General features: G+C 64.2%; 15 protein-coding genes. 8 read left to right on the top strand and 7 right to left on the bottom strand.

All coding sequences use genetic code 11. The features are described from left to right. Positions 1 to 41: 41 nt before the first annotated feature. Positions 42 to 1,502: an amidase family protein gene (locus tag E7T06_RS09495; RefSeq protein WP_240740941.1), complete on the bottom strand. Its 1,461-nt coding sequence runs from the start codon at positions 1,500 to 1,502 to the stop codon at positions 42 to 44. 304 nt (positions 1,503 to 1,806) lie between these two features. Here E7T06_RS09495 and E7T06_RS09490 point away from each other — a divergent pair, with 304 nt between their 5' ends. After that, the gene (locus tag E7T06_RS09490) at positions 1,807 to 2,682 is read left to right on the top strand and encodes a prephenate dehydratase (RefSeq protein ID WP_136365591.1); all 876 of its coding nucleotides are present in this window, start codon (positions 1,807 to 1,809) and stop codon (positions 2,680 to 2,682) included. Between the two features lie 258 nt (positions 2,683 to 2,940). On the opposite strand, the gene E7T06_RS09485 is transcribed toward E7T06_RS09490, so the two are convergent. The 3 genes from E7T06_RS09485 to E7T06_RS09475 form a co-directional block, all read right to left on the bottom strand. Beyond that, positions 2,941 to 3,744, bottom strand: a complete 804-nt coding sequence (locus E7T06_RS09485) for a DUF4388 domain-containing protein (RefSeq protein WP_240740940.1) — start codon at positions 3,742 to 3,744, stop codon at positions 2,941 to 2,943. Positions 3,745 to 3,955: 211 nt separating this feature from the next. Continuing rightward, complete coding sequence (scpB, locus tag E7T06_RS09480; protein WP_136365590.1) at positions 3,956 to 4,504, bottom strand: SMC-Scp complex subunit ScpB; 549 nt, start codon at positions 4,502 to 4,504, stop codon at positions 3,956 to 3,958. Further along, positions 4,501 to 5,184 carry an L-threonylcarbamoyladenylate synthase gene (locus E7T06_RS09475; protein WP_136365589.1) on the bottom strand — a complete coding sequence of 228 codons (684 nt, stop codon included), beginning with the start codon at positions 5,182 to 5,184 and terminating at the stop codon, positions 4,501 to 4,503. The genes scpB and E7T06_RS09475 overlap by 4 nt, the downstream gene beginning before the upstream one ends. Before the next feature lie 124 nt (positions 5,185 to 5,308). Here E7T06_RS09475 and E7T06_RS09470 point away from each other — a divergent pair, with 124 nt between their 5' ends. Beyond that, positions 5,309 to 6,529 carry a type II secretion system F family protein gene (locus E7T06_RS09470; RefSeq protein ID WP_136365588.1) on the top strand — a complete coding sequence of 407 codons (1,221 nt, stop codon included), beginning with the start codon at positions 5,309 to 5,311 and terminating at the stop codon, positions 6,527 to 6,529. Between the two features lie 562 nt (positions 6,530 to 7,091). Here the strand turns inward: E7T06_RS09470 and E7T06_RS09465 are convergent. The 3 genes from E7T06_RS09465 to E7T06_RS09455 form a co-directional block, all read right to left on the bottom strand. Continuing rightward, positions 7,092 to 7,331 carry a hypothetical protein gene (locus E7T06_RS09465; RefSeq protein WP_136365587.1) on the bottom strand — a complete coding sequence of 80 codons (240 nt, stop codon included), beginning with the start codon at positions 7,329 to 7,331 and terminating at the stop codon, positions 7,092 to 7,094. Positions 7,332 to 7,408: 77 nt separating this feature from the next. Further along, entirely contained in the window at positions 7,409 to 7,645 is a 237-nt protein-coding gene (locus E7T06_RS09460; protein ID WP_136365586.1) for a hypothetical protein, read from the bottom strand. Beyond that, positions 7,642 to 8,487: a hypothetical protein gene (locus tag E7T06_RS09455; RefSeq protein ID WP_136365585.1), complete on the bottom strand. Its 846-nt coding sequence runs from the start codon at positions 8,485 to 8,487 to the stop codon at positions 7,642 to 7,644. Before E7T06_RS09455 ends, E7T06_RS09460 begins: the two co-directional genes overlap by 4 nt. An 838-nt stretch (positions 8,488 to 9,325) precedes the next feature. Between E7T06_RS09455 and E7T06_RS09450 the strand changes: the two genes are divergently transcribed. The 6 genes from E7T06_RS09450 to E7T06_RS09425 all read left to right on the top strand — a co-directional run bounded on the left by E7T06_RS09450 (position 9,326) and on the right by E7T06_RS09425 (position 17,094). Further along, entirely contained in the window at positions 9,326 to 10,120 is a 795-nt protein-coding gene (locus E7T06_RS09450) for a TnsA-like heteromeric transposase endonuclease subunit (protein ID WP_136365584.1), read from the top strand. Beyond that, entirely contained in the window at positions 10,117 to 12,351 is a 2,235-nt protein-coding gene (locus E7T06_RS09445) for a hypothetical protein (protein ID WP_136365583.1), read from the top strand. Before E7T06_RS09450 ends, E7T06_RS09445 begins: the two co-directional genes overlap by 4 nt. Further along, a complete protein-coding gene (locus tag E7T06_RS09440) occupies positions 12,348 to 13,415 on the top strand; it encodes a TniB family NTP-binding protein (RefSeq protein WP_136365582.1) in 1,068 nt (355 codons plus the stop codon). Before E7T06_RS09445 ends, E7T06_RS09440 begins: the two co-directional genes overlap by 4 nt. A 157-nt stretch (positions 13,416 to 13,572) precedes the next feature. Beyond that, complete coding sequence (locus E7T06_RS09435; RefSeq protein ID WP_168733458.1) at positions 13,573 to 15,447, top strand: TniQ family protein; 1,875 nt, start codon at positions 13,573 to 13,575, stop codon at positions 15,445 to 15,447. Between the two features lie 93 nt (positions 15,448 to 15,540). After that, the gene (locus E7T06_RS09430) at positions 15,541 to 16,221 is read left to right on the top strand and encodes a S24 family peptidase (RefSeq protein WP_240740939.1); all 681 of its coding nucleotides are present in this window, start codon (positions 15,541 to 15,543) and stop codon (positions 16,219 to 16,221) included. A 3-nt stretch (positions 16,222 to 16,224) separates the two neighbouring features. Next, positions 16,225 to 17,094, top strand: coding sequence for a DUF2726 domain-containing protein (locus tag E7T06_RS09425; protein ID WP_136365580.1), 870 nt, complete (start codon positions 16,225 to 16,227; stop codon positions 17,092 to 17,094). The last annotated feature ends 34 nt before the right edge of the window (positions 17,095 to 17,128 follow it).

The raw sequence follows: 17,128 nt of genomic DNA, 5'->3' as shown, positions 1-17,128 counted from the left end.
GATCATCCGGCCCCACATGGTAGGGACTGCGGGGCAAAACGTCAAGCGGGGGGCTGGGGTGGCGCAGCAGGGAGAGCGGGATCGAGCGGAAATTGCAAGCCGCCGAGGGCTGTATTCAGGTGGGCAGCGAGGGCCATCAGGCGGGCGTCGCTTCCGGCAGGGCTGGTCAGCAGGATGCCGCAGGGGGGCGCGTCGGGCAGAGGAATGGGCAGGGCGAGGCTGGGATATCCGGCCTTTGCGACGATGCCGTACCCGTGAATGCCGGGAAACACGATAGCGTCCAGACCCTCGGCGTACAGGGCGTCTAGGCCGCGTCTGGCACTCAGGTCGAGGTCACGCTCACGGGCGTAGGCGTAGCTGCGTTCGCTGAGGTCGCCGCGTGTGCCCTGCGCCGCATGCAGCAGCGTTTGACCGTAGGGGGCGAGGCGGGCCGGGTCTTCGTCGATTTGATCCAGAAGATCAGCCATAGAGCGCGGGCCATGCTGCACGCCGCCGAGGTAGGCATTCAGGGTTGCCTTAAACTCGTATTCCAGCACTTCCAGTTGCCAGCCCGACAACTCGGCGCGGGTGGGGAAAGTGAGGTCGTGCAGGGTAGCGCCCGCTGCCTTCAGGTGGGTTTCGGCCACTGCTAAGGCCGCCGTTTCCTCCGGGGTCAAGTGGGGTTCATCCCGAATAATGCCGATGTGTGCGCCTTCTAAAGCGTTGGGGGCCAGAATCAGATCAGGCACAGGCAGGCGGCGGCTGGCCGCGTCTTGTTCGTCGGGGCCAGCCATCACCGACAGCAGCAGGGCCGCGTCGCGCACCGAGCGGGTCAGCGGGCCAGCCGTATCCTGACTGGAACTGATGGGCACCACGCCTGTACGCGGCACGAGCCCCACCGTCGGTTTGACGCCTACTACGCCGCTCTGGTGCGCCGGACTGACGATGCTGCCGCTAGTTTCGGTGCCGATGGCCGCTGCACACAGCCGGGCCGCTACTGCTACGCCGCTGCCGCTGGAGCTTCCGCCCGTATCGCGCACGCCGCCGCCGAGCAGCACGTTCCAAGGATTCACCGTTTGGCCGCCTGCGCCGCTAAAGCCGTTGGGCATCCCCAGCGTCATAAAATTGGCCCATTCGGTCAGGTTGGCTTTGCCCAACAGCACCGCGCCCGCCGCCCGCAACCGGGCCACCAGCGGCGCGTCAGTGGCCGGAACGTGCGCCAGCATCAGCAGGCTTCCGGCGGTAGTCGGCAGGCCCGCGACGTCTATGTTGTCCTTGATCAGTAGCGGAACGCCGTGCAGCGGGCCACGCTTGGTGTCGGGCAGAGTATCCAGACGCGCGGCGTCGGCTTCGGCCTGCGGATTCACGGTAATGACCGCGTGTAGGCGCGGATTGTGGGCGTTCAGGCGCGACAGGTACGCCCGCGTCACCTCGCTGGCAGTCAGGTCGCCACGGCGTGTGGCCGCCGCCAACGCACACACGTCGAGATCTAGGATCGGGTCAGGCAGAAGTGAGGTGGGCACGCCCGAAAGTGTAGACCGGAGGCGGAATGGATTGTGTACCGGATGAAGAATTGCAGGGGAATGGAGAATGGAGAGCAGACGTAGGCAAGAGGGTCAGTGACGCCAAGTCGTGAGCGCGAGCGGCGAGGGCCAGCCCTCCAGACCCGTAATTTTTTAATGGTGTATGCAGAGGCGAAAACTGAGATTGGACGTATTTTTCTGCCCACCTTGTTCCTCCCTTTCTCAGCCCACTTCTCACCACCGCCCTAGCCCAATTCCAGACCACTTTCGGCACGGGGGCAGCCTGTGCGCTAGCCTCGCTGCCATGAGTCACGGCGAGATCGGTCACACTTCTGAGGACACGGCGGCACCGCAGGGCGTCACGGTGGCGTTTCAGGGCAACCCCGGCGCATACGGCGAAATCGCGGCGCTGAATGCCGTCCCCCATACGGCGCACACTCGCGGCTATCCCACTTTTCATGAGGTGGCCCGCGCCGTGGAATCGGGCGAGGCCGACTACGGCGTGCTGCCTGTGGAAAACAGCCTGATGGGGGCCATTCATCAGGCCATAGACCTGCTCTCGGACACCGAACTGCATGTGATCGGGGAAGTGGTGGTGCGCGTGAGCCACTGCCTGATGGCGCTGCCGGGGGTGGCCCTAGAGGACGTGCGGCGCGTGTCGTCGCAGCAGCCCGCGCTCGATCAATGCACGGGCCTGATTCGCAAATACAACTTTCAGCCGGTGGCCGCGCACGATACGGCGGGCAGTGCCAAAGACCTCGCTGCACGGGGCGCACGCGATGAAGCCGTCATTGCCTCGGCCCGCGCCGCCGAGCTGTACGGCCTGAATATCTTGGCAAGCGAAATCGAGGATGAACCCTTCAACCTGACCCGGTTCATGATTTTGTCGCGGCATGAGGGCCAAATCTCGGACGCGCCGCACAAGACCAGCCTGATTTTTGCGGTGCGCCACACGCCCGGTTTTTTGGTGGAAACCTTGAACGAGTTGCGCGGCCTGAACCTCTCGCGCATCGAGTCGCGCCCGCGCCGAGACCGGGCGTGGAGTTACCTGATGTACATAGACATCGAGGGCGACGCCCGTGACCCCAAGGTGGCGCAGGCGTTGGCCGGGGTGCTGCGGAAGGCCAGTTATGCCCGGATTATCGGCAGCTATCCGGTGGCTCAGCACACGGTTGGGTAAGGTTCAGGCTTATTGACTTCTGCTGAGTTGGGTAACACTTGAGGGACGTGAAGTTACAAGGTGAACCCCCCCGTTGCTTTGCAACGCCCCCCTTAGAGGTGGGATAAAAGCTGTTGCGCTCCCCTCAAGGGGGGCTGGCTGCAAAGCAGACTGGGGGGTTCGCCCGGAAGCATCAACGGTCAATGCTTGCCGAACTTGGCGATCGGTGGCTTGGATTAGTGTCTGTGGCTCAGCCGGGCAGGAACCAAGAGGCCGGAATCAGACGGGGCGCACCAGCACGCTGTCTCCTGCCCGCAGGCCAGTACGCATCAGTAGGTCGGTGGGAATCAGGAGTTGTGCGCCTAAATCGGGGCCACTGCGAACAGGCAGCGTGTATACGTTTCCGGCGTCGTCACGGATGGCAATGTGTTGCGGGGGCCGCACAAGATCCTCCTTCCAGCGCCTTAAGATCAGATCGTCGATGACCACCACACCGCGTACCGTGCGCGTCACGGTGACGTTCAGGCGGGCCACACGGGATTTTCGGGGCGAGAGCAAACGCATTCTCACTAGCTTGGCAAGCATCCGGCTGGTGTGGGAGTCGCGGGTCAGATCAGAGAGCGGGCGCTGACTTTCGATCTGGCGCAGCACATCCTGTTCTTGCAGCGTCCAGCGCATGGCGGCCACACGCTCCGGCGACGTGATGCGGGCGGGGCCATCAAACAGCGGCTTTTGCTCGGTCAGCACGTCCAAAGCCTCAAACGCCACTTCATCTAGGCTGGCATCCATTTGGGGCGCAGGGTGCGTCAGGCCATCATCGAATTGAAAGCGGCCACGCGGATCAAGCAGCAATTTGCTGGCAGCGTCCACACCCCGTAGCGCCCCAAATTCCAGTTGCCGCACCCGCCCGCCTTCTAGCCAGCACTGAAACAAACCGTCTGGACGTTGAACAGACAAAGCTCCGGTTTTCCCGCTGCCAGAGAGCATATACAGGAGTTCCAGAAAATCGAAAGTTTCGAGGCTAGACGTAGATTTGCTCATGGGTTCGGGTTCATAAGTTTGGGTGCGTCGGTTTGGTTGCAAAGACTTGAAGGTGAAGCCGCAGGCAGACTTTCACATCTTCTCTCACCTGAAACAGACATATAGAAGCATAAATGGGCCGAACAAGATCGGGTGGCGGTTCAGGCAGCGAGCACATGCTGGGAGCGAATGCGTCCAGAACGCCAGATTCCAATGGCCCTCCTTCTCCAGTCTGCCTAGAGGACAGCCAGAGCAGTCTCATGAACAGGCAACTTCAGCCGCGCAGCAAATGCGAGAAGTCCGCGCCTTCCAGTTCAGGCAAATCTTTGACACTAGACAGGCCGAATTCCAGCAAAAACTTATCGGTGGTGCCGTAGAGCAGCGGGCCGCCAACCGTGTCGCTACGGCCCAACACCTTCACCAACTCGCGCTCTTGCAGCGTGACCACCGTTCCGGCACTTGCGCCGCGCATAGCCTCTATTTCGGCGCGCGTGACCGGTTGGCGGTAGGCGATGATCGCCAGCACCTCCAGCGCGGCAGCACTCAGCGCGGGCAGAGGGGGCGGCGACAAGAGGGGCGCAAGGTGCGCGGCGAGGGCAGGCAACACGACTAGGCGGTAGCCGCCCGCCACTGCTTCTACGGTAAATCCGGCGTCGGCGTCGGCCAAAGCCTGTGTAAAGGCCGTCATGGCCTGCACTGCTGTTTCGGGCGACAGGGCCAGCAAGTGGGCCAGTTCTGCCACCGTCACGGGTCGCCCCGCCGCCAGCAACGCCGCGCCGATCAGGGCAGATGCGCTAGGGGCAGAAGGAGTAGGGCCAGTCATTTCGGCTGCTCTATTGGGGCCAGATGCACACCGACCCGCGCCAAAGCTTCGGCCAGCACCGCAACAGGCAGCCCACCTTCGCGCAGAACCCGCGCCACCCGCTGCCCAGTGTTAGGCAGCCCAATGTTAGGCAATTGAATCACGGTGCTGGCGACCCCGGCAGGTGCATCTTCCCCATTCTGGGAGTCGGTCAGCAAAAGATCGGCCAAAGCGTAGGCCTGAGCTTCGGCAAAAGTGCGTGCGGCAGGGTGGCCGCTGGGATTGAGACTGGTGGTAGCGAGCAGACCACCGCAGCGGGCCAGCAACGCCTGAATCACCGGATGAGCGGGCACGCGCACGCCCACCCAGCCGCCGGGCGCAAGGTCTGGCGGGCAACTGGGAAGGGCCGCCGTGACGACCGTGAGCGGGCCGGGCCAAAAGGGAGCCAACACCTCCAGCGCCGGGTTCCAATGGGCCACCGCCCGCACCGCCTCCAGATCCAGACATGACACCTGAATAGGTTTACCCACCTCTCGGCCCTTGCGGAGTGTGAGCGCCTCCACTGCCCCCGGACGAGCGGCGTGAGCGGCCAAGCCCCACACGGTTTCGCTGGGATAGCCGACGATTTGGCCTGCTTCTAGGGCAGAAATTGCCTGCCGAAGCTGAGGCGTAAGTTGTGAGGAGGAGGGGGATAGCTGCATGTTGTCTTTCGTCCTTGTGCTCTGCTGTTCAGATTCCAGCCTGCTTAGATTGACATTCTTGGGACTTCTGAACGTCGCGCCCTGTAAGGTACAGGCAAGACCGCCCCGACTATACTGACCTTATATGCCGGTCTTCGAATATCGTGTCCGGGACCAGAGCGGCAAGGTCCTGAAGTCTCAGATGGAAGCTGAAACGCTGAATCAGGTTCGCGATACGTTGCGGGCCAAAAATCTGATGATTGTGGAGATCAAAGCTCCCAAGAGCGGCATGAACGCCGATATCAAGATTCCGGGCCTCACAGATCGTCCGCCGGGACTGAAGCAAGTGGCAGTGTTCAGCAAGCAGTTGGCCACCCTCATTAATGCAGGCGTGCCGTTGGTGCAGTCGTTGGCTATTTTGCAACGGCAGATCGAAAGCAAAGCGTTTCAAGCCGTCCTTAAAGTTCTCCGGAACGACGTAGAAAGTGGGACGCCGCTCAGTGAAGCGATGGCGAAACACCCCAAAATCTTCAACCGCTTGTATATCAACCTCGTCCGCGCAGGCGAAACCAGCGGCACGCTCGATAGCATTTTGGAACGAATCGCCAGCTTTCAGGAAAAAGAATTGGCCCTGCGCGGCAAACTGAAGAGCGCCCTAACTTATCCTGTAGTAGTGCTGGTCTTCGCTATCGGCATCACCTATTTCCTACTGACCACCATCGTGCCGCAGTTTGCAAGCATTCTGTCGCAGCTTGACGCCCCATTACCATTCATTACTAGAATGCTGATGGCTGTGTCCGACTTCCTCCGATATAGAAGCTTATTGATCTTTGTATTCATTGCGATCTTCGTGGTTATTTACCGTTGGTATTACAAAACACCCAAAGGCCGCATGATTATTGATGACATCAAGTTGCGCTTGCCTGTCTTTGGGCCACTGACCAAAAAGAGCGCAATCAGCTCGTTTGCCCGCACCTTCGGCCTCCTCATTGGCAGCGGCGTGAATATTATCGAGAGCTTGGAGATTACTAAAGGCACAGCTAACAACGCTGTCGTGGAAGAAACCATTGAGAATGCCAAGAACGTGGTCATGGTGGGTGAGCAAATGAGTTCGAGCTTAGCCACCAGCAAAGTCTTCCCGCCAATGGTCATTAGCATGGTGTCTATTGGTGAAGAAACGGGCGCACTCGATACGATGCTGGGCAAAGTCGGTGACTTTTATGACCGCGAGGTGGATGAAGCAGTGGATAGTCTAACCGCCGCTATTGAACCTTTAATGATCGTATTCTTGGGCGGAATCGTAGGAACCATTGTTGCGGGCATGTTCTTGCCTATGTTCGCCATCATCGGCCAGTTAAGCAAATGATTGTTGTCGCGTGCCATGTAAAGCACGTAGATAGTTGTCAGTGTCCGCCTATTCATGTCAGTACCCAAGAAAGACGCCTTAACAGGCGTCTTTCTCTCTTGCTTTCCTTGTCCCTGCGCAGCTCAATGGAACCCAAAGCGCCTGTCTCCCCACGCAGATCTCGCTGCATCCCACCTGCATGGACATCAATACACGACAAAACCGCGCAGAATTTTCCAAAAAAGGCTGTCCTGGTGGTGCCCTCGCTCTATCTGTCAGTGTCCGCAGATAGTTGTCAGTGGATGAGCACCGTGAGACAACGCACAACCCCGACCAGCCCTAGCCCTTTCTGAAGCCGCTGGCCACATGGGCCGCCCTGAACTGCAGCCTTCACGGGATTGCCCGGCGCCCCCATTGCCTTCCGGATACTGAAAGAAAGACGCGGCAAGCCCCGACTGTCAAGCAGTACTTTTTGCCGTTCTGGTGGGACTGAGCGTCCTCTTGTCCGTATCCGCAGAAAGTTGTCAGTCCGCGCACCGAACAAGTGGCGCTGCCTCACCGGCAGCGCCACTCGATTTAAGTCTCAATGTTGCAGAAGAGCCACATCAAGGATGGCCTGTACCTCCCGAATCACTCTGGGCGTCACCGCGCCCCTCAGCTCTACGTGCCGGGTCGGCAGGCGGTCTAGAAAATCCACCAGTACCACCCCTTCATCCGGATCATCTCCCAGCAACACCTCCAAGGAATTGCCCAACGAAGTCCACGCGAGCCACGCCACGATCAACCCTGTGTTGACGGTATTGAGCTCGTCATGACTGAGCACGAGCGCCAAGCGCGGCCGCTCGCCCGCGGGCTGGCGTGTATCTCTTACCAGATCCCCCCGCCGGAAGACCATGGCCATCACCAGGACCTTTCATGCTGATTGTCGGGGGTGAGTCCCCGAACCAGGTCAAGCAGCAGTCTGCGCCGCACCGGGAACAACGACAGGCAGGCCGGCTCCATCATGGGGATGAATTCATCATCCACGTCGATGCCGTAATATTCCCACACCTGCTTTGGAATCACCACCGCCTTGCTGCCGCCCCACTCGCATATTTTCAGAGGCTTCAACGCCCTGGCCCGCTCCTTCCCCTTCATGACCCCACCGGCCCCAGGAACTCAGTCGCTGTCGCCCGCAGGTTCGGTGGATACGTCGCTGGCAGGCGCACCGCGCGCAGCAAGGTTTGTATCTCCTCATAGCCGCCCGCAGGCAGGCCTGCCTCCAGTAGATCGTCGGGGAAGGCCTCCCGGCCCTGCGGGCGCAGGCCGTAAGCATGCACCACATTCGTCCCGTGCCCAGACAGCACGGGGCGTGCGACTTTCTCTTCGTTGTTCTCGAACAGGCTGTCAAAGGGCTTATTGATTGAGCCATTCATCCGCATCCAGCTGGGAAGCTTCATCCAACCCCCTTCACACACCGGATCAAAGTAGTGTGCGCGAAGATTCAACTCCCGGGGGTTGATGTGCCCCGCGCCCGTCTCGCCGCAGGCCAGCAACCAGAGCTTGGTCATGGCGCTGCCGTGAGGCACCTTGAAGCGCTTGCATCCGCCCAGCACCCCGAGCACCACCGAGGCCACTTCCCCTGCCCAAGCTTTCAGGGCCTGCTTCTCCAGTTCCAGTTCCAATTCCAGTCGCCGATCTGCTGAACTGCTGGTCGGCGTCCCACCCCGCCACTGGGTGACGCGGGCGGCCGCCTCTTCCTTTGTCAGGTCAAAAGTCAGGGCCGTCTGCGCCAGCATGCCGTCCCACACCTGGCAGATCAGTCCCGCCCGCTGCTCAAAGGTCTCCTTGGACGGCGCTGGCACCACGTCGCCACTCCCCAACAGGCCCCAGACCTTGGCCTGAAGTTCGAGGAACTTCTGCAGGTTCCCCTCCTCATACCCCAGCCGCGTTTCCGGCAGCTTGACTTGCATTTGCACTTCCACGATATTCTCGCTCACCCCTTTCCTCCTTTCAGACCGTCGTCAGACGGACACGCGGGCGCGCGGCACTGCCTTTGGGCAGTGCCTGTACAGAATCAGCGGGGCGCGTGGTCAGATGCCAGCATCATGGCTCACCTCCCAGCCTGGGCCGTGGGGTCCGGGGAAGTGGCCGCTGCCTGCCAGAAGGTGCTGGGAGCAGCCTCCTTTGCATGCCAGCAGCGGAACCATGTATCGTCCTCTTGCGACAGTGGACGGGATCCCAGTCAGGCGTGAGACCAGCGTAATGCTTCTCAGCCTGGCTGGGCCTCGTCTGCTCTTATTTAGACTTTTCTCATTTAAGGCGCCCGATTCTCATCTGACTTCTGGCGAGTGGGGTAAGTGAGATGCTTTCCCCCACCTTCCACCAGCTGTCTGGAGCGCGGCGCCCCGTTCACCCCGGGCTCCTGACGCCCAAATCTCACTTTTCCGCTCCGGCTCTTTCTGCCTTCCCGGACGCACTTTTTCGCCCCTTCCACCCCTTGCGAATCGGCTAAGCTGGTCGTACAGTTGAAGGCGGAAGGGGCAGTGACACCTGTCACAGTCGAAAGCACCGAGTCTCCCGCAGCGAACGGATCCCGGTGCTTTCCTGGCCTTCCCGACAGGAGAAGCCAATGGCAGGATACCGCGTTGTGCCCCAGCACAGCGACGGCACCGCCGTGCAGCATGCGCCTGAGCGCGTCGCCGCCGGTGCCCGTCGCCATCCCCCGCCGCTCCCCCTCCGACCTCCAGCCGCCCTGCCCCCAGCCCAGAACCGCGCTCACCCACCCGGCGAGCGGCCCCGGTTCTGGGCTGCCCCCTGCATTCCCAGGAGGCCCACATGGATCGCCGCGAAGTCACCTACGCGCCCCGACACAAGCAGACTGTGACCCGGCCTGCCAGCGAGCTGAGCATCCTCGACCCGGAGGATCTGCTGCCCCTGCGCCTGCACTACGAAGGGCCTCCCGGTCAGAAAAAGCGCACCGGCCGCGACGCCGCCCGCCCCACCAACTACCGCGGTCAGACCTCGATCGGCGGCACCTACTGGTTCACCCGCACCGGCCGGCGCCTGCCCTACGCCAGCGTCCTCGAACACCTGCGCCTGCGGTACGCCGACCTTGACCCGGCCACCCTCGGGGCCGTCACCCAGCCGTTCCTTCTGAAGTTCCACCGCGGGGGAGAAGAGCACCTGCACATCCCCGACCTGTTCCTGCGCCGCCGGGGTCAGCCCAAGCTGCTCGTCGACGTCCGCCCACGCGCCCTGCAGGGTGACCCCCGCAGCCAACTGTTCTTTGAGACCACCCGCGAAATCGCCCAGGCCGCGGGCCTGGACTACGAGGTCTGGGGCGAGCCCACCGTCACCCAGGCCCACAACGTGCGGTTCCTGAGCGGCTTCCGCCGCCAGCCCCTGGGCTTCACCGAGGCCAGCCCCGAGGTGCTTCACCTGGCCCTGGGAGACCGCCTCACCATCGCCGAGCTCGAAGCCGCCTGCTTCACCCCCCCGTACTTCATCCGCCCCACTCTGTTTCACCTGATGTGGCGCGGCGAGCTCAGGTACGATCTCGACCGGCCGCTCAACAACCGCACCCGGATCCTGCCCGGCCCCCTCGCGCCCCAGCGCCCGGTGCACCCATGACCCGCGCGGCCCAGGTGGAGATCGGCACCCGGCTCCGCTACGCCGGGCGGGAGTGGAAGGTCGTCGCCCAGCCCGCCCACGACCTCCGCCTGCGTGACGACGAGGGCGTGGAAATCACGGCGGTCTGGGCCTCCGTCCTGCAGGCCCACGATTACGCCGTCGTCGGCCTGGAAGAGCCTCCCCTTGACCGCTACCAGGCCATGTTCGACATGCTGCCCCGGGAGGTGCAGGAGAAGGCACAAAAGCTGGCTCGCCACGTCCTGGAAGTTCTCCACGGCACCTCCGAGCGGGGCGGGCCCATTCACCCCGACTATGACCCGGCGCTGTTCTCTCAAAATGCGCGCGTTCGCCGCAAAGTCGCTGAACTCCGCGCGGAAGACCCGGCCTCGAAGGTCAGCGAGCGCCAGATCCACCGCTGGATCGCCGCCTATCAGCACAACAACCGCGGCGTGTTCGGCCTGGTGGACCGCCGCCACCTGCGCATCGCCAACCCGCACTCGGCCAGCGATCACCTGATCATGCGCGCCATCGACAAGGTGCAAGACGACCTGGAGGGTCGGTCGGACGTCACGCTGGACGAGCTGCGGCGCCTCACCACCCAGAAGCTCCGCGCCCAAAACCAGCTCGCAGGGGATGAGGGGGAGGGGCCCGGCAAGGTGCGTCCACCGGCCCGCACCAAGTTCGCCGAGTTGGTTCGCGCCACGGCCCCCACGCTGTTCAAGACCGCCCGGCAGCGCGACAGCATCCGCTCCAACCTCAAGAAGCGGCCCTTCGGGCGGGCCCGGGCAGACCGTCCGGGGCAGATTGTCCTGCTGGATTACACCCGCCTCGACCTGTCCGCGATCAGCGAGGTCGACGGGACCGAGCTGCGGCTGTCTCTGCTGATCGCCCTGGATCTCTGGAGCCGCGCCATCGTCAGCTGGGACCTGGTCGAGGCCGAGCCCGCTGGACGGGACGCCACCGGCTTGGTCATTGGCATCCTCTTTCCCAAGGTGTGGCATCCCGACTGGCCCAGCGCCTCGAGGTGGCCCTACACCGGCGTTCCCGAGGAAATCGTCATCGAGGCGTTCGGTCTGGACGCGGACCTGCACCTCGCCGCCTCCCCTCCGTTGCTGGTTGAACTGCTGGTCGTTGATGGCGGCAAGATCTTTATCGGCAGCTATCTGGAGGCCCTGGCAGACGACTACACCTTCGACTTCCGCTTTGCCCGTCCCTTGAAGGGCAGCGACAAGTCCCACGTCGAGACGCTGTTCGGCACCCTGAGAGAGCGCTTCGCCGAGTCTCTCTGGGGCTACGTGGGCCCGAACGTCCAGAAGCGTGGCAAAGATGTCCGGGGCTACCACACCCGCACCGAGCTGATGAGCTTGATCGGTGCGGTGATCACCTCTGAGTACAACGAGCGCAGTCACGACGCCTGCTTTGACCCCCTGCGGCCCAAGCTGAAGCTCAGCCCCAACCAGATGCTTGAGCTCGGCCTGAAGATGCAGGGCTTCCTGACCGTGCCCCGGTCGCGCAATGCCTACTACCTGTCCCTGCGCCGCGAAAAGCGCCGCATCGGGGAGAACGGCGTCACCATCCAGTACCGCCGCTACGACGGGCCGGAACTCAACCCCTACCGCCAGGCGGCCTCCCCCTACCCCGAGCTGGAGGGAAAGTGGCCGTTCCTGATCGACCCCCGTGACCCCTCCTACATCTTCTTCCAGGATCCCTACCCCGCTGACGGAGCGGAACCCGTCTACCACGCCCTGCCCTGGGTGGACATCGACCATCCCAGCCGGCCCTTCCAAGACCTCCTGTACGAATCCGCCTCCGCTTCTTTCCGGCAGCACGGCTTCAACAACCATCAGGCCATCGACAACCGGCGCGACGAGCGCCGCAACCTCTACGATACGCGCCTGGCCCAGGAAAGGCGGCAGGCCCGTGCGGAGGCCTTAGAGGTGCTCTTGAAGCTCAACCGCAAGCCGGAGGGGGGCAAGCTGGGCCGAACGGAGCGCAACGAGCAGTCCCGGCAGCAGGCCGCGCAACGGGAGCGCGCGGCTGCACTCGGCGTGGAGGCCCCGCCTCCCCTGGAGCGGCCTGCTCCGCTGGAGGCCGCAGAACCCCTGACCCGGGCCGTGGTCATTCCTCACAGCCGGGGCCAGCAGACGCTGGACCGGGATGACCGCGCCGGCCTCTACGACGACCTGAAAGATCTTCTGAACGCGGCCGCCGCGGAGGAGGACGAGCCATGACGGGTGGAGACCTGAGCCGCAGACTCTTCGACGACAACAGCATCCTGACCCGGGAAGACTGGGCGGCTTACTGCGCGCATCAGTCCCCGGAACGCCCGCCCCGCCTGACCCCCGCGGAGTATGCGGCCCTGGATGACCAGGAGCGCCGGCGGTACAACCGTCGCCGAGCAGCCTGGCACGCGGACTGGGGGCTGAACACCACCAGCACGATGGTTCTCGCGCGGCAGGAATTCGCGGTCATCGCCGAGAAGAATTTTTACAGCCATGATCCGGTCAAGGATCACGTGGCGCTCAGCGGTCCGCCCACCCTGGGCAAGACCACCATCGCCCAGATCCTGGGGCGTGACTTCGAAATCGAGGTGCGGGTCTTGCTGGAAGAACGCGGCGTCAAGCTCGAGGATCTCGACGAGTTCCAGCCGGTGCTCTATCTCTCGATCACTTCAGAAACGACGACCGACACGCTGAACCGTCAGATGCTGCTGTTCCTGGGCACGCCCATATCGGTCAGCAAGGAGTACCGGAAGGGCGACCTCGAGCTGGCCGTGGCCGAGACCCTGCGCCGGCATGGCGTGCGCCTGATCATCCCTGACGACGTCCATCTGCTGCGGCCTGGGCGGCGCAATACCGAGGGCGTGCACAGCTACCTCAAGGCCCTCAGCAGCCGGGCCCCCATCATGCTGCTGATGGTCGGCATCGACCTGGAAAAGACCAACCTGTTCGATGAACTGCGCCACAAGGACACGGTCGAGGGCGGACAGACCGGGGGCCGCACGACCCTCCTGCCCGTGGGCCGCTTTGCCAAGGGCAGCCCAGAATGGCTTGATCTGGTGAGGTGGGTGGACGATCAACTGGTGCTGCTTCACCATCCGCCCGGCCGCCTGCTGCGGCTGAAAGATTACCTGTGGAACCGTACCCAGGGCGGCATCGGTTCGCTCATGTCCCTGATCCGCCGGGCGGCCCTGAAAGCCGTCGTGACCGAGCATGAGCAGATCAGCCGCCAGCTGATTGACCTCACCACCGCGGATTACAACGCCGAGAAGCATGGCAACAGGGAGGTCACATGACCCGCCGTCCCTCCCCACTCCACGGCATCCGCCCAGGGCAGGCCACGGCTTCAGGACCCACGGCGGGCGGGCCCTGTTCCCTGCCTGTTCATCTCCAGGAGGTTATCCCCATGGACAACACCCGAACAAGAGGCCTCAGGACGTGCCGGGGGACCCCATGACCGGCTGGCGCTTGCGCCCCGCGCCCCCCGGGGCCGGCCGGCCGCTGCCGATGCGCTGTTCCCCGGTTTCTGGGGAGAGCTTCGCGAGCTTTGTGACGCGCCTGTGCGCCTATCAGCCGCGCGTCCTGAAGATGTCGGTGACCACGATGCTGGCCCGCATCGGCCTGCTGCCGCAGGAGGATCACCGGGCCTTCCTGCCCGGCTACGGGCTGATGCTGAGCCCGGAGCACCTCAGCACCTTCGCCCGGGTGACGCGCCTGGACGAGCAGACGGTGGCCGCTATGCTGCTCACCCACTACGTGGGCATCTGCGTGACCCTGCCTGACCTGAATCCCGCCAGCCCGGACTTCGCGCGGCGGGCGGGCCTGGGGAACTGGGCTTACCTGACAGGCACCCACGTTGGCCCCTGCTGCCTGGCGCAGCCTGCCGCCACCCCCTGGCCGGATGGAGACCCGCTGGCCCGGGCTGGGCTGCTGGCCTGGAAGCTGCCCTGGTCCTTCCTGTGTCTGACGCATGGGCGCTTCCTGCTGGGCGTCTGCCCTGGGTGTGGCCAGCGCCCAGGCGACCAGCGCATGGAACTGGGGGCGATGCCGCGCTTCCGCACCCACGCGGCCCGGCCCGGCATCTGCATGAACCCGGCTTCCCGGCACCGCAGCAGCCCGGGCGTCTCAGCCATCTGCGGCTATGACCTGACCCAGGCCCCCACCACCGCGGTGACCGGGCGCCGCCTGCTGGACGCGCAGCGCACGGTGAACCAGCTGCTGGCCGGTGAGCCGCTGGCGGTCGCCGGGGAGTTGGTCGCACCCTCCGAGGTCTTCGGCCACCTGCGTTCACTGGTCAGCCTGATCCTGCATGTCGCGCAGCCCGGGGATCTGGGTCAGCTGCAGGCCGAGGTGGATTCAGTGTTCGCGGATCACGTCAGCGAGCGAGACTGGCAGCGCGCCGCGCGCCGCGAGGAGGCACCTGGCCGCAAGGGCACGTCGCTGCACCCTTACAAGGCCCCGCCCACTGATCCCCTGCTGCTGGCGGCCACCGTGCCGCTGGCGCTGGACATCCTGGTGGCTGGAGACCTCGCCAGGATGGGTGAACGCCTGGCACCCCTGGCTGCCCGCACCCGCGAGGTCAAAGGCCCTCAGGCGCGTCAGCTCGCCCGCTACTTTCATCTTGAGGGCCCGCTGGCGACCGCCTATGACGCCTGCTTAGCAGACCGGTCCCACCTGCGGCGCCGACTGGGCCGCGACACGCACGCCCGGCCGACCTATGCCTTCACGCCGGATCACGTGCCCCCCGAGCTCTGGCCGGAGGTGTACCGGGAGCGCTTCGCTCCCCTGCTGGCGGGCAGCGACTTGACGGAGACCTCGGGGCGCCGCTTCGTCTCCATGGTGCTGGTGCAGCTGGTGAGCACGCTGGACCGGGTGGGCGCGGCGCAGACCCTGGGCCTGCCGCCTTCCCATGCCGCGGGCCTGTACAACAAGGCCATCGGCGTGGTGCGCAGCCGGGGGCACACGGCCGCCTTTGACACGCAGGTGCGCGCCCTGGCCTCCGAACTTTCGGCCCGGGTGGACCGGGTGGATTACCGCGCCCGGCGCCGCGCACTCACGGAGTTCCGGGAGCTCACCCCGCAGCAGTGGGCGGAACTGGGCCTGCCCCAGGGGGCCGGCACACCAACCCAGCGGCGCAACGCGGCCGCCTGGGTCTGGTCACACCTCACCCTGCAGGATCCCAAGGATTCGCCCGCCCTGGCTTCCCGGGACAGCAGTCAGCGGGAGTCACTGCGCGAGGTGTACCGGCGCTTCCGAGACGGGGATCTGCAGAGGCTGCGGCCGGCCCTGAAACGGCTGGCCGAGCAGGTGCAGGCCGGACTGGGCTGAGGGCTGACGGCCAGGAAAGGACGCGGGCAGCCTCCCACGGCTGCCCCACTTGCTTTCCCGGACTGCATGTGCCTACACTATGACAGGTGTCATATGACTGAAAGCGAACTGACTGGGCGGGCGCGGGATGTGCTGCATGTGATCGCCACGCTGGAGAATGCCGGACAGATGGTGACGCTGCACCGCATTGGAACCGAGCTGGATTTGGCCAAGCAGAACATCTGGCTTTATGTGCGCCAGCTTCAGAACCGTGGTCTGATCGTCTACACGCCGAAGGAGCGCTTCACCACGCCGATCCACCTGAGTGAGGCGGGGTGGGCCCTGTCCGAGGTGCCCCGCGCCTCGGGGCGCGACCTGCAGTTCCCGATTCTCGGGCAAATCGCTGCCGGGCAGCCCACCCTGGCCGACGATCAGATCGAAGCGTACGTCACGCGGCTTCAGGATGTGCTGGACCTGCACGAGGGTGACTTCCTGCTCAGGGTGCGTGGCCACAGCATGATCGGGATCGGCATTTACGACGGAGATCTGGTAGCGATCCACCCGCAAGAGGACGAGCCTCTGAAAGGCGAGATCGTGCTGGTCACCATCCCCCGCGACAACACCGCGACACTGAAGCGCTGGGAGCGCAAAAACGGGATAGTGAAGCTGAGCAGCGAGAACCCGCACCCCGATTATGACCCCATGGAATTCCCGGTGGAGGAGGTGCTGATGCAGGGCTGTCTGGTGGGGCACATCGGCACCGGTCGGAGCCGGCGCGCCCAGAACGGGGAGTAGCGCATGACCGCCCAACTGCGGGAGCATCTCCACCCAGCCACCCCGAAGCTCACCCCCCACCCGGTGGTGCGCTACGGCGAATTGGTGCCGGGAGACCGGCACATTCTCCTGGTGCTGGAAGCCCAGGGAGGCAGTGCCGAGCTGCGCACGCTGGGGGTGGCCTTGGAGCTTTCAGAGGGCGAACTCCAGAACCGTCTGTCAGCGCTGTCGACCCTGGGCATGGTGCGAGTCCTGGCGGGCCGATGCACACTGGAGCAAGAACTGCGATCCCGGGTGCAGCGCGATCTCAATGCGACTGTGGGGGCCCGAATCGTGCTGAAAAGTGAGGACACAGTGCGTTGCCCGCCCGGGAATGCCGGCGAGCGGGTGCTGCGCCAGCTCTGCCGCGAGCTGTTCGCCCCGCACGTGGTTCGCCCCCGGGTGCCGCTGCGCCAAGTGCTGGATGTCCAGGCCATGAACCCCCTGCTCGACGAGGAGGACCGGGCCTTCCTGGCCAACGGCAGCGTTCATTTCGACCTGATCGTGGAACATGTCGAGACCGAGCAGCCCTTGCTGGCGTTGGAACTGGACGGCCCGCAGCACGGGCGCAGCCCCCAGCTGGAGCGCGACGTGCGCAAGGACCGGATCTTGCGGGTCTCCGGCTTACCGCTGCTGCGGTTGTGGACCTGCGAGGCCCAACCGCCCGGGGAAGGCTTGCTGCGCGCCCTGCTGCACTGGCGGCTGCGTGACGCGTTCCGGGACGCCACCTTTCGCGACGCCTGCCACCCGGCCCTGCAACAGGTCTTCCGGGATTGGTCAGGCGAGCCGGAGGGGATGAAATGCCAGCCGGAACAGGCCGAACCGTGCGTTGGAGCGAACGGCGGGCCAGGCTGATCCAGAACGGGGCGAACGTGCACGTGACCTCCAG

The sequence above is a fragment of the Deinococcus sp. Arct2-2 genome (genome assembly GCF_004801315.1).
GTDB lineage: Bacteria > Deinococcota > Deinococci > Deinococcales > Deinococcaceae > Deinococcus.
Note: the sequence above shows the minus strand (reverse complement) of the source record. Positions and strands in the feature narration are given on the sequence as shown.

Excerpts from the sequence above, each read along its gene's own strand:
- E7T06_RS09435 (WP_168733458.1), top strand. The coding sequence starts at position 13,573 with ATGACCGGCTGGCGCTTGCGCCCCGCGCCCCCCGGGGCCGGCCGGCCG.
- E7T06_RS09470 (WP_136365588.1), top strand. The coding sequence starts at position 5,309 with ATGCCGGTCTTCGAATATCGTGTCCGGGACCAGAGCGGCAAGGTCCTG.
- scpB (WP_136365590.1), bottom strand. The coding sequence starts at position 4,504 with ATGACTGGCCCTACTCCTTCTGCCCCTAGCGCATCTGCCCTGATCGGC.
- E7T06_RS09445 (WP_136365583.1), top strand. The coding sequence starts at position 10,117 with ATGACCCGCGCGGCCCAGGTGGAGATCGGCACCCGGCTCCGCTACGCC.
- E7T06_RS09430 (WP_240740939.1), top strand. The coding sequence starts at position 15,541 with ATGACTGAAAGCGAACTGACTGGGCGGGCGCGGGATGTGCTGCATGTG.
- E7T06_RS09460 (WP_136365586.1), bottom strand. The coding sequence starts at position 7,645 with ATGAAGGGGAAGGAGCGGGCCAGGGCGTTGAAGCCTCTGAAAATATGC.
- E7T06_RS09475 (WP_136365589.1), bottom strand. The coding sequence starts at position 5,184 with ATGCAGCTATCCCCCTCCTCCTCACAACTTACGCCTCAGCTTCGGCAG.
- E7T06_RS09490 (WP_136365591.1), top strand. The coding sequence starts at position 1,807 with ATGAGTCACGGCGAGATCGGTCACACTTCTGAGGACACGGCGGCACCG.
- E7T06_RS09440 (WP_136365582.1), top strand. The coding sequence starts at position 12,348 with ATGACGGGTGGAGACCTGAGCCGCAGACTCTTCGACGACAACAGCATC.
- E7T06_RS09450 (WP_136365584.1), top strand. The coding sequence starts at position 9,326 with ATGGATCGCCGCGAAGTCACCTACGCGCCCCGACACAAGCAGACTGTG.
- E7T06_RS09425 (WP_136365580.1), top strand. The coding sequence starts at position 16,225 with ATGACCGCCCAACTGCGGGAGCATCTCCACCCAGCCACCCCGAAGCTC.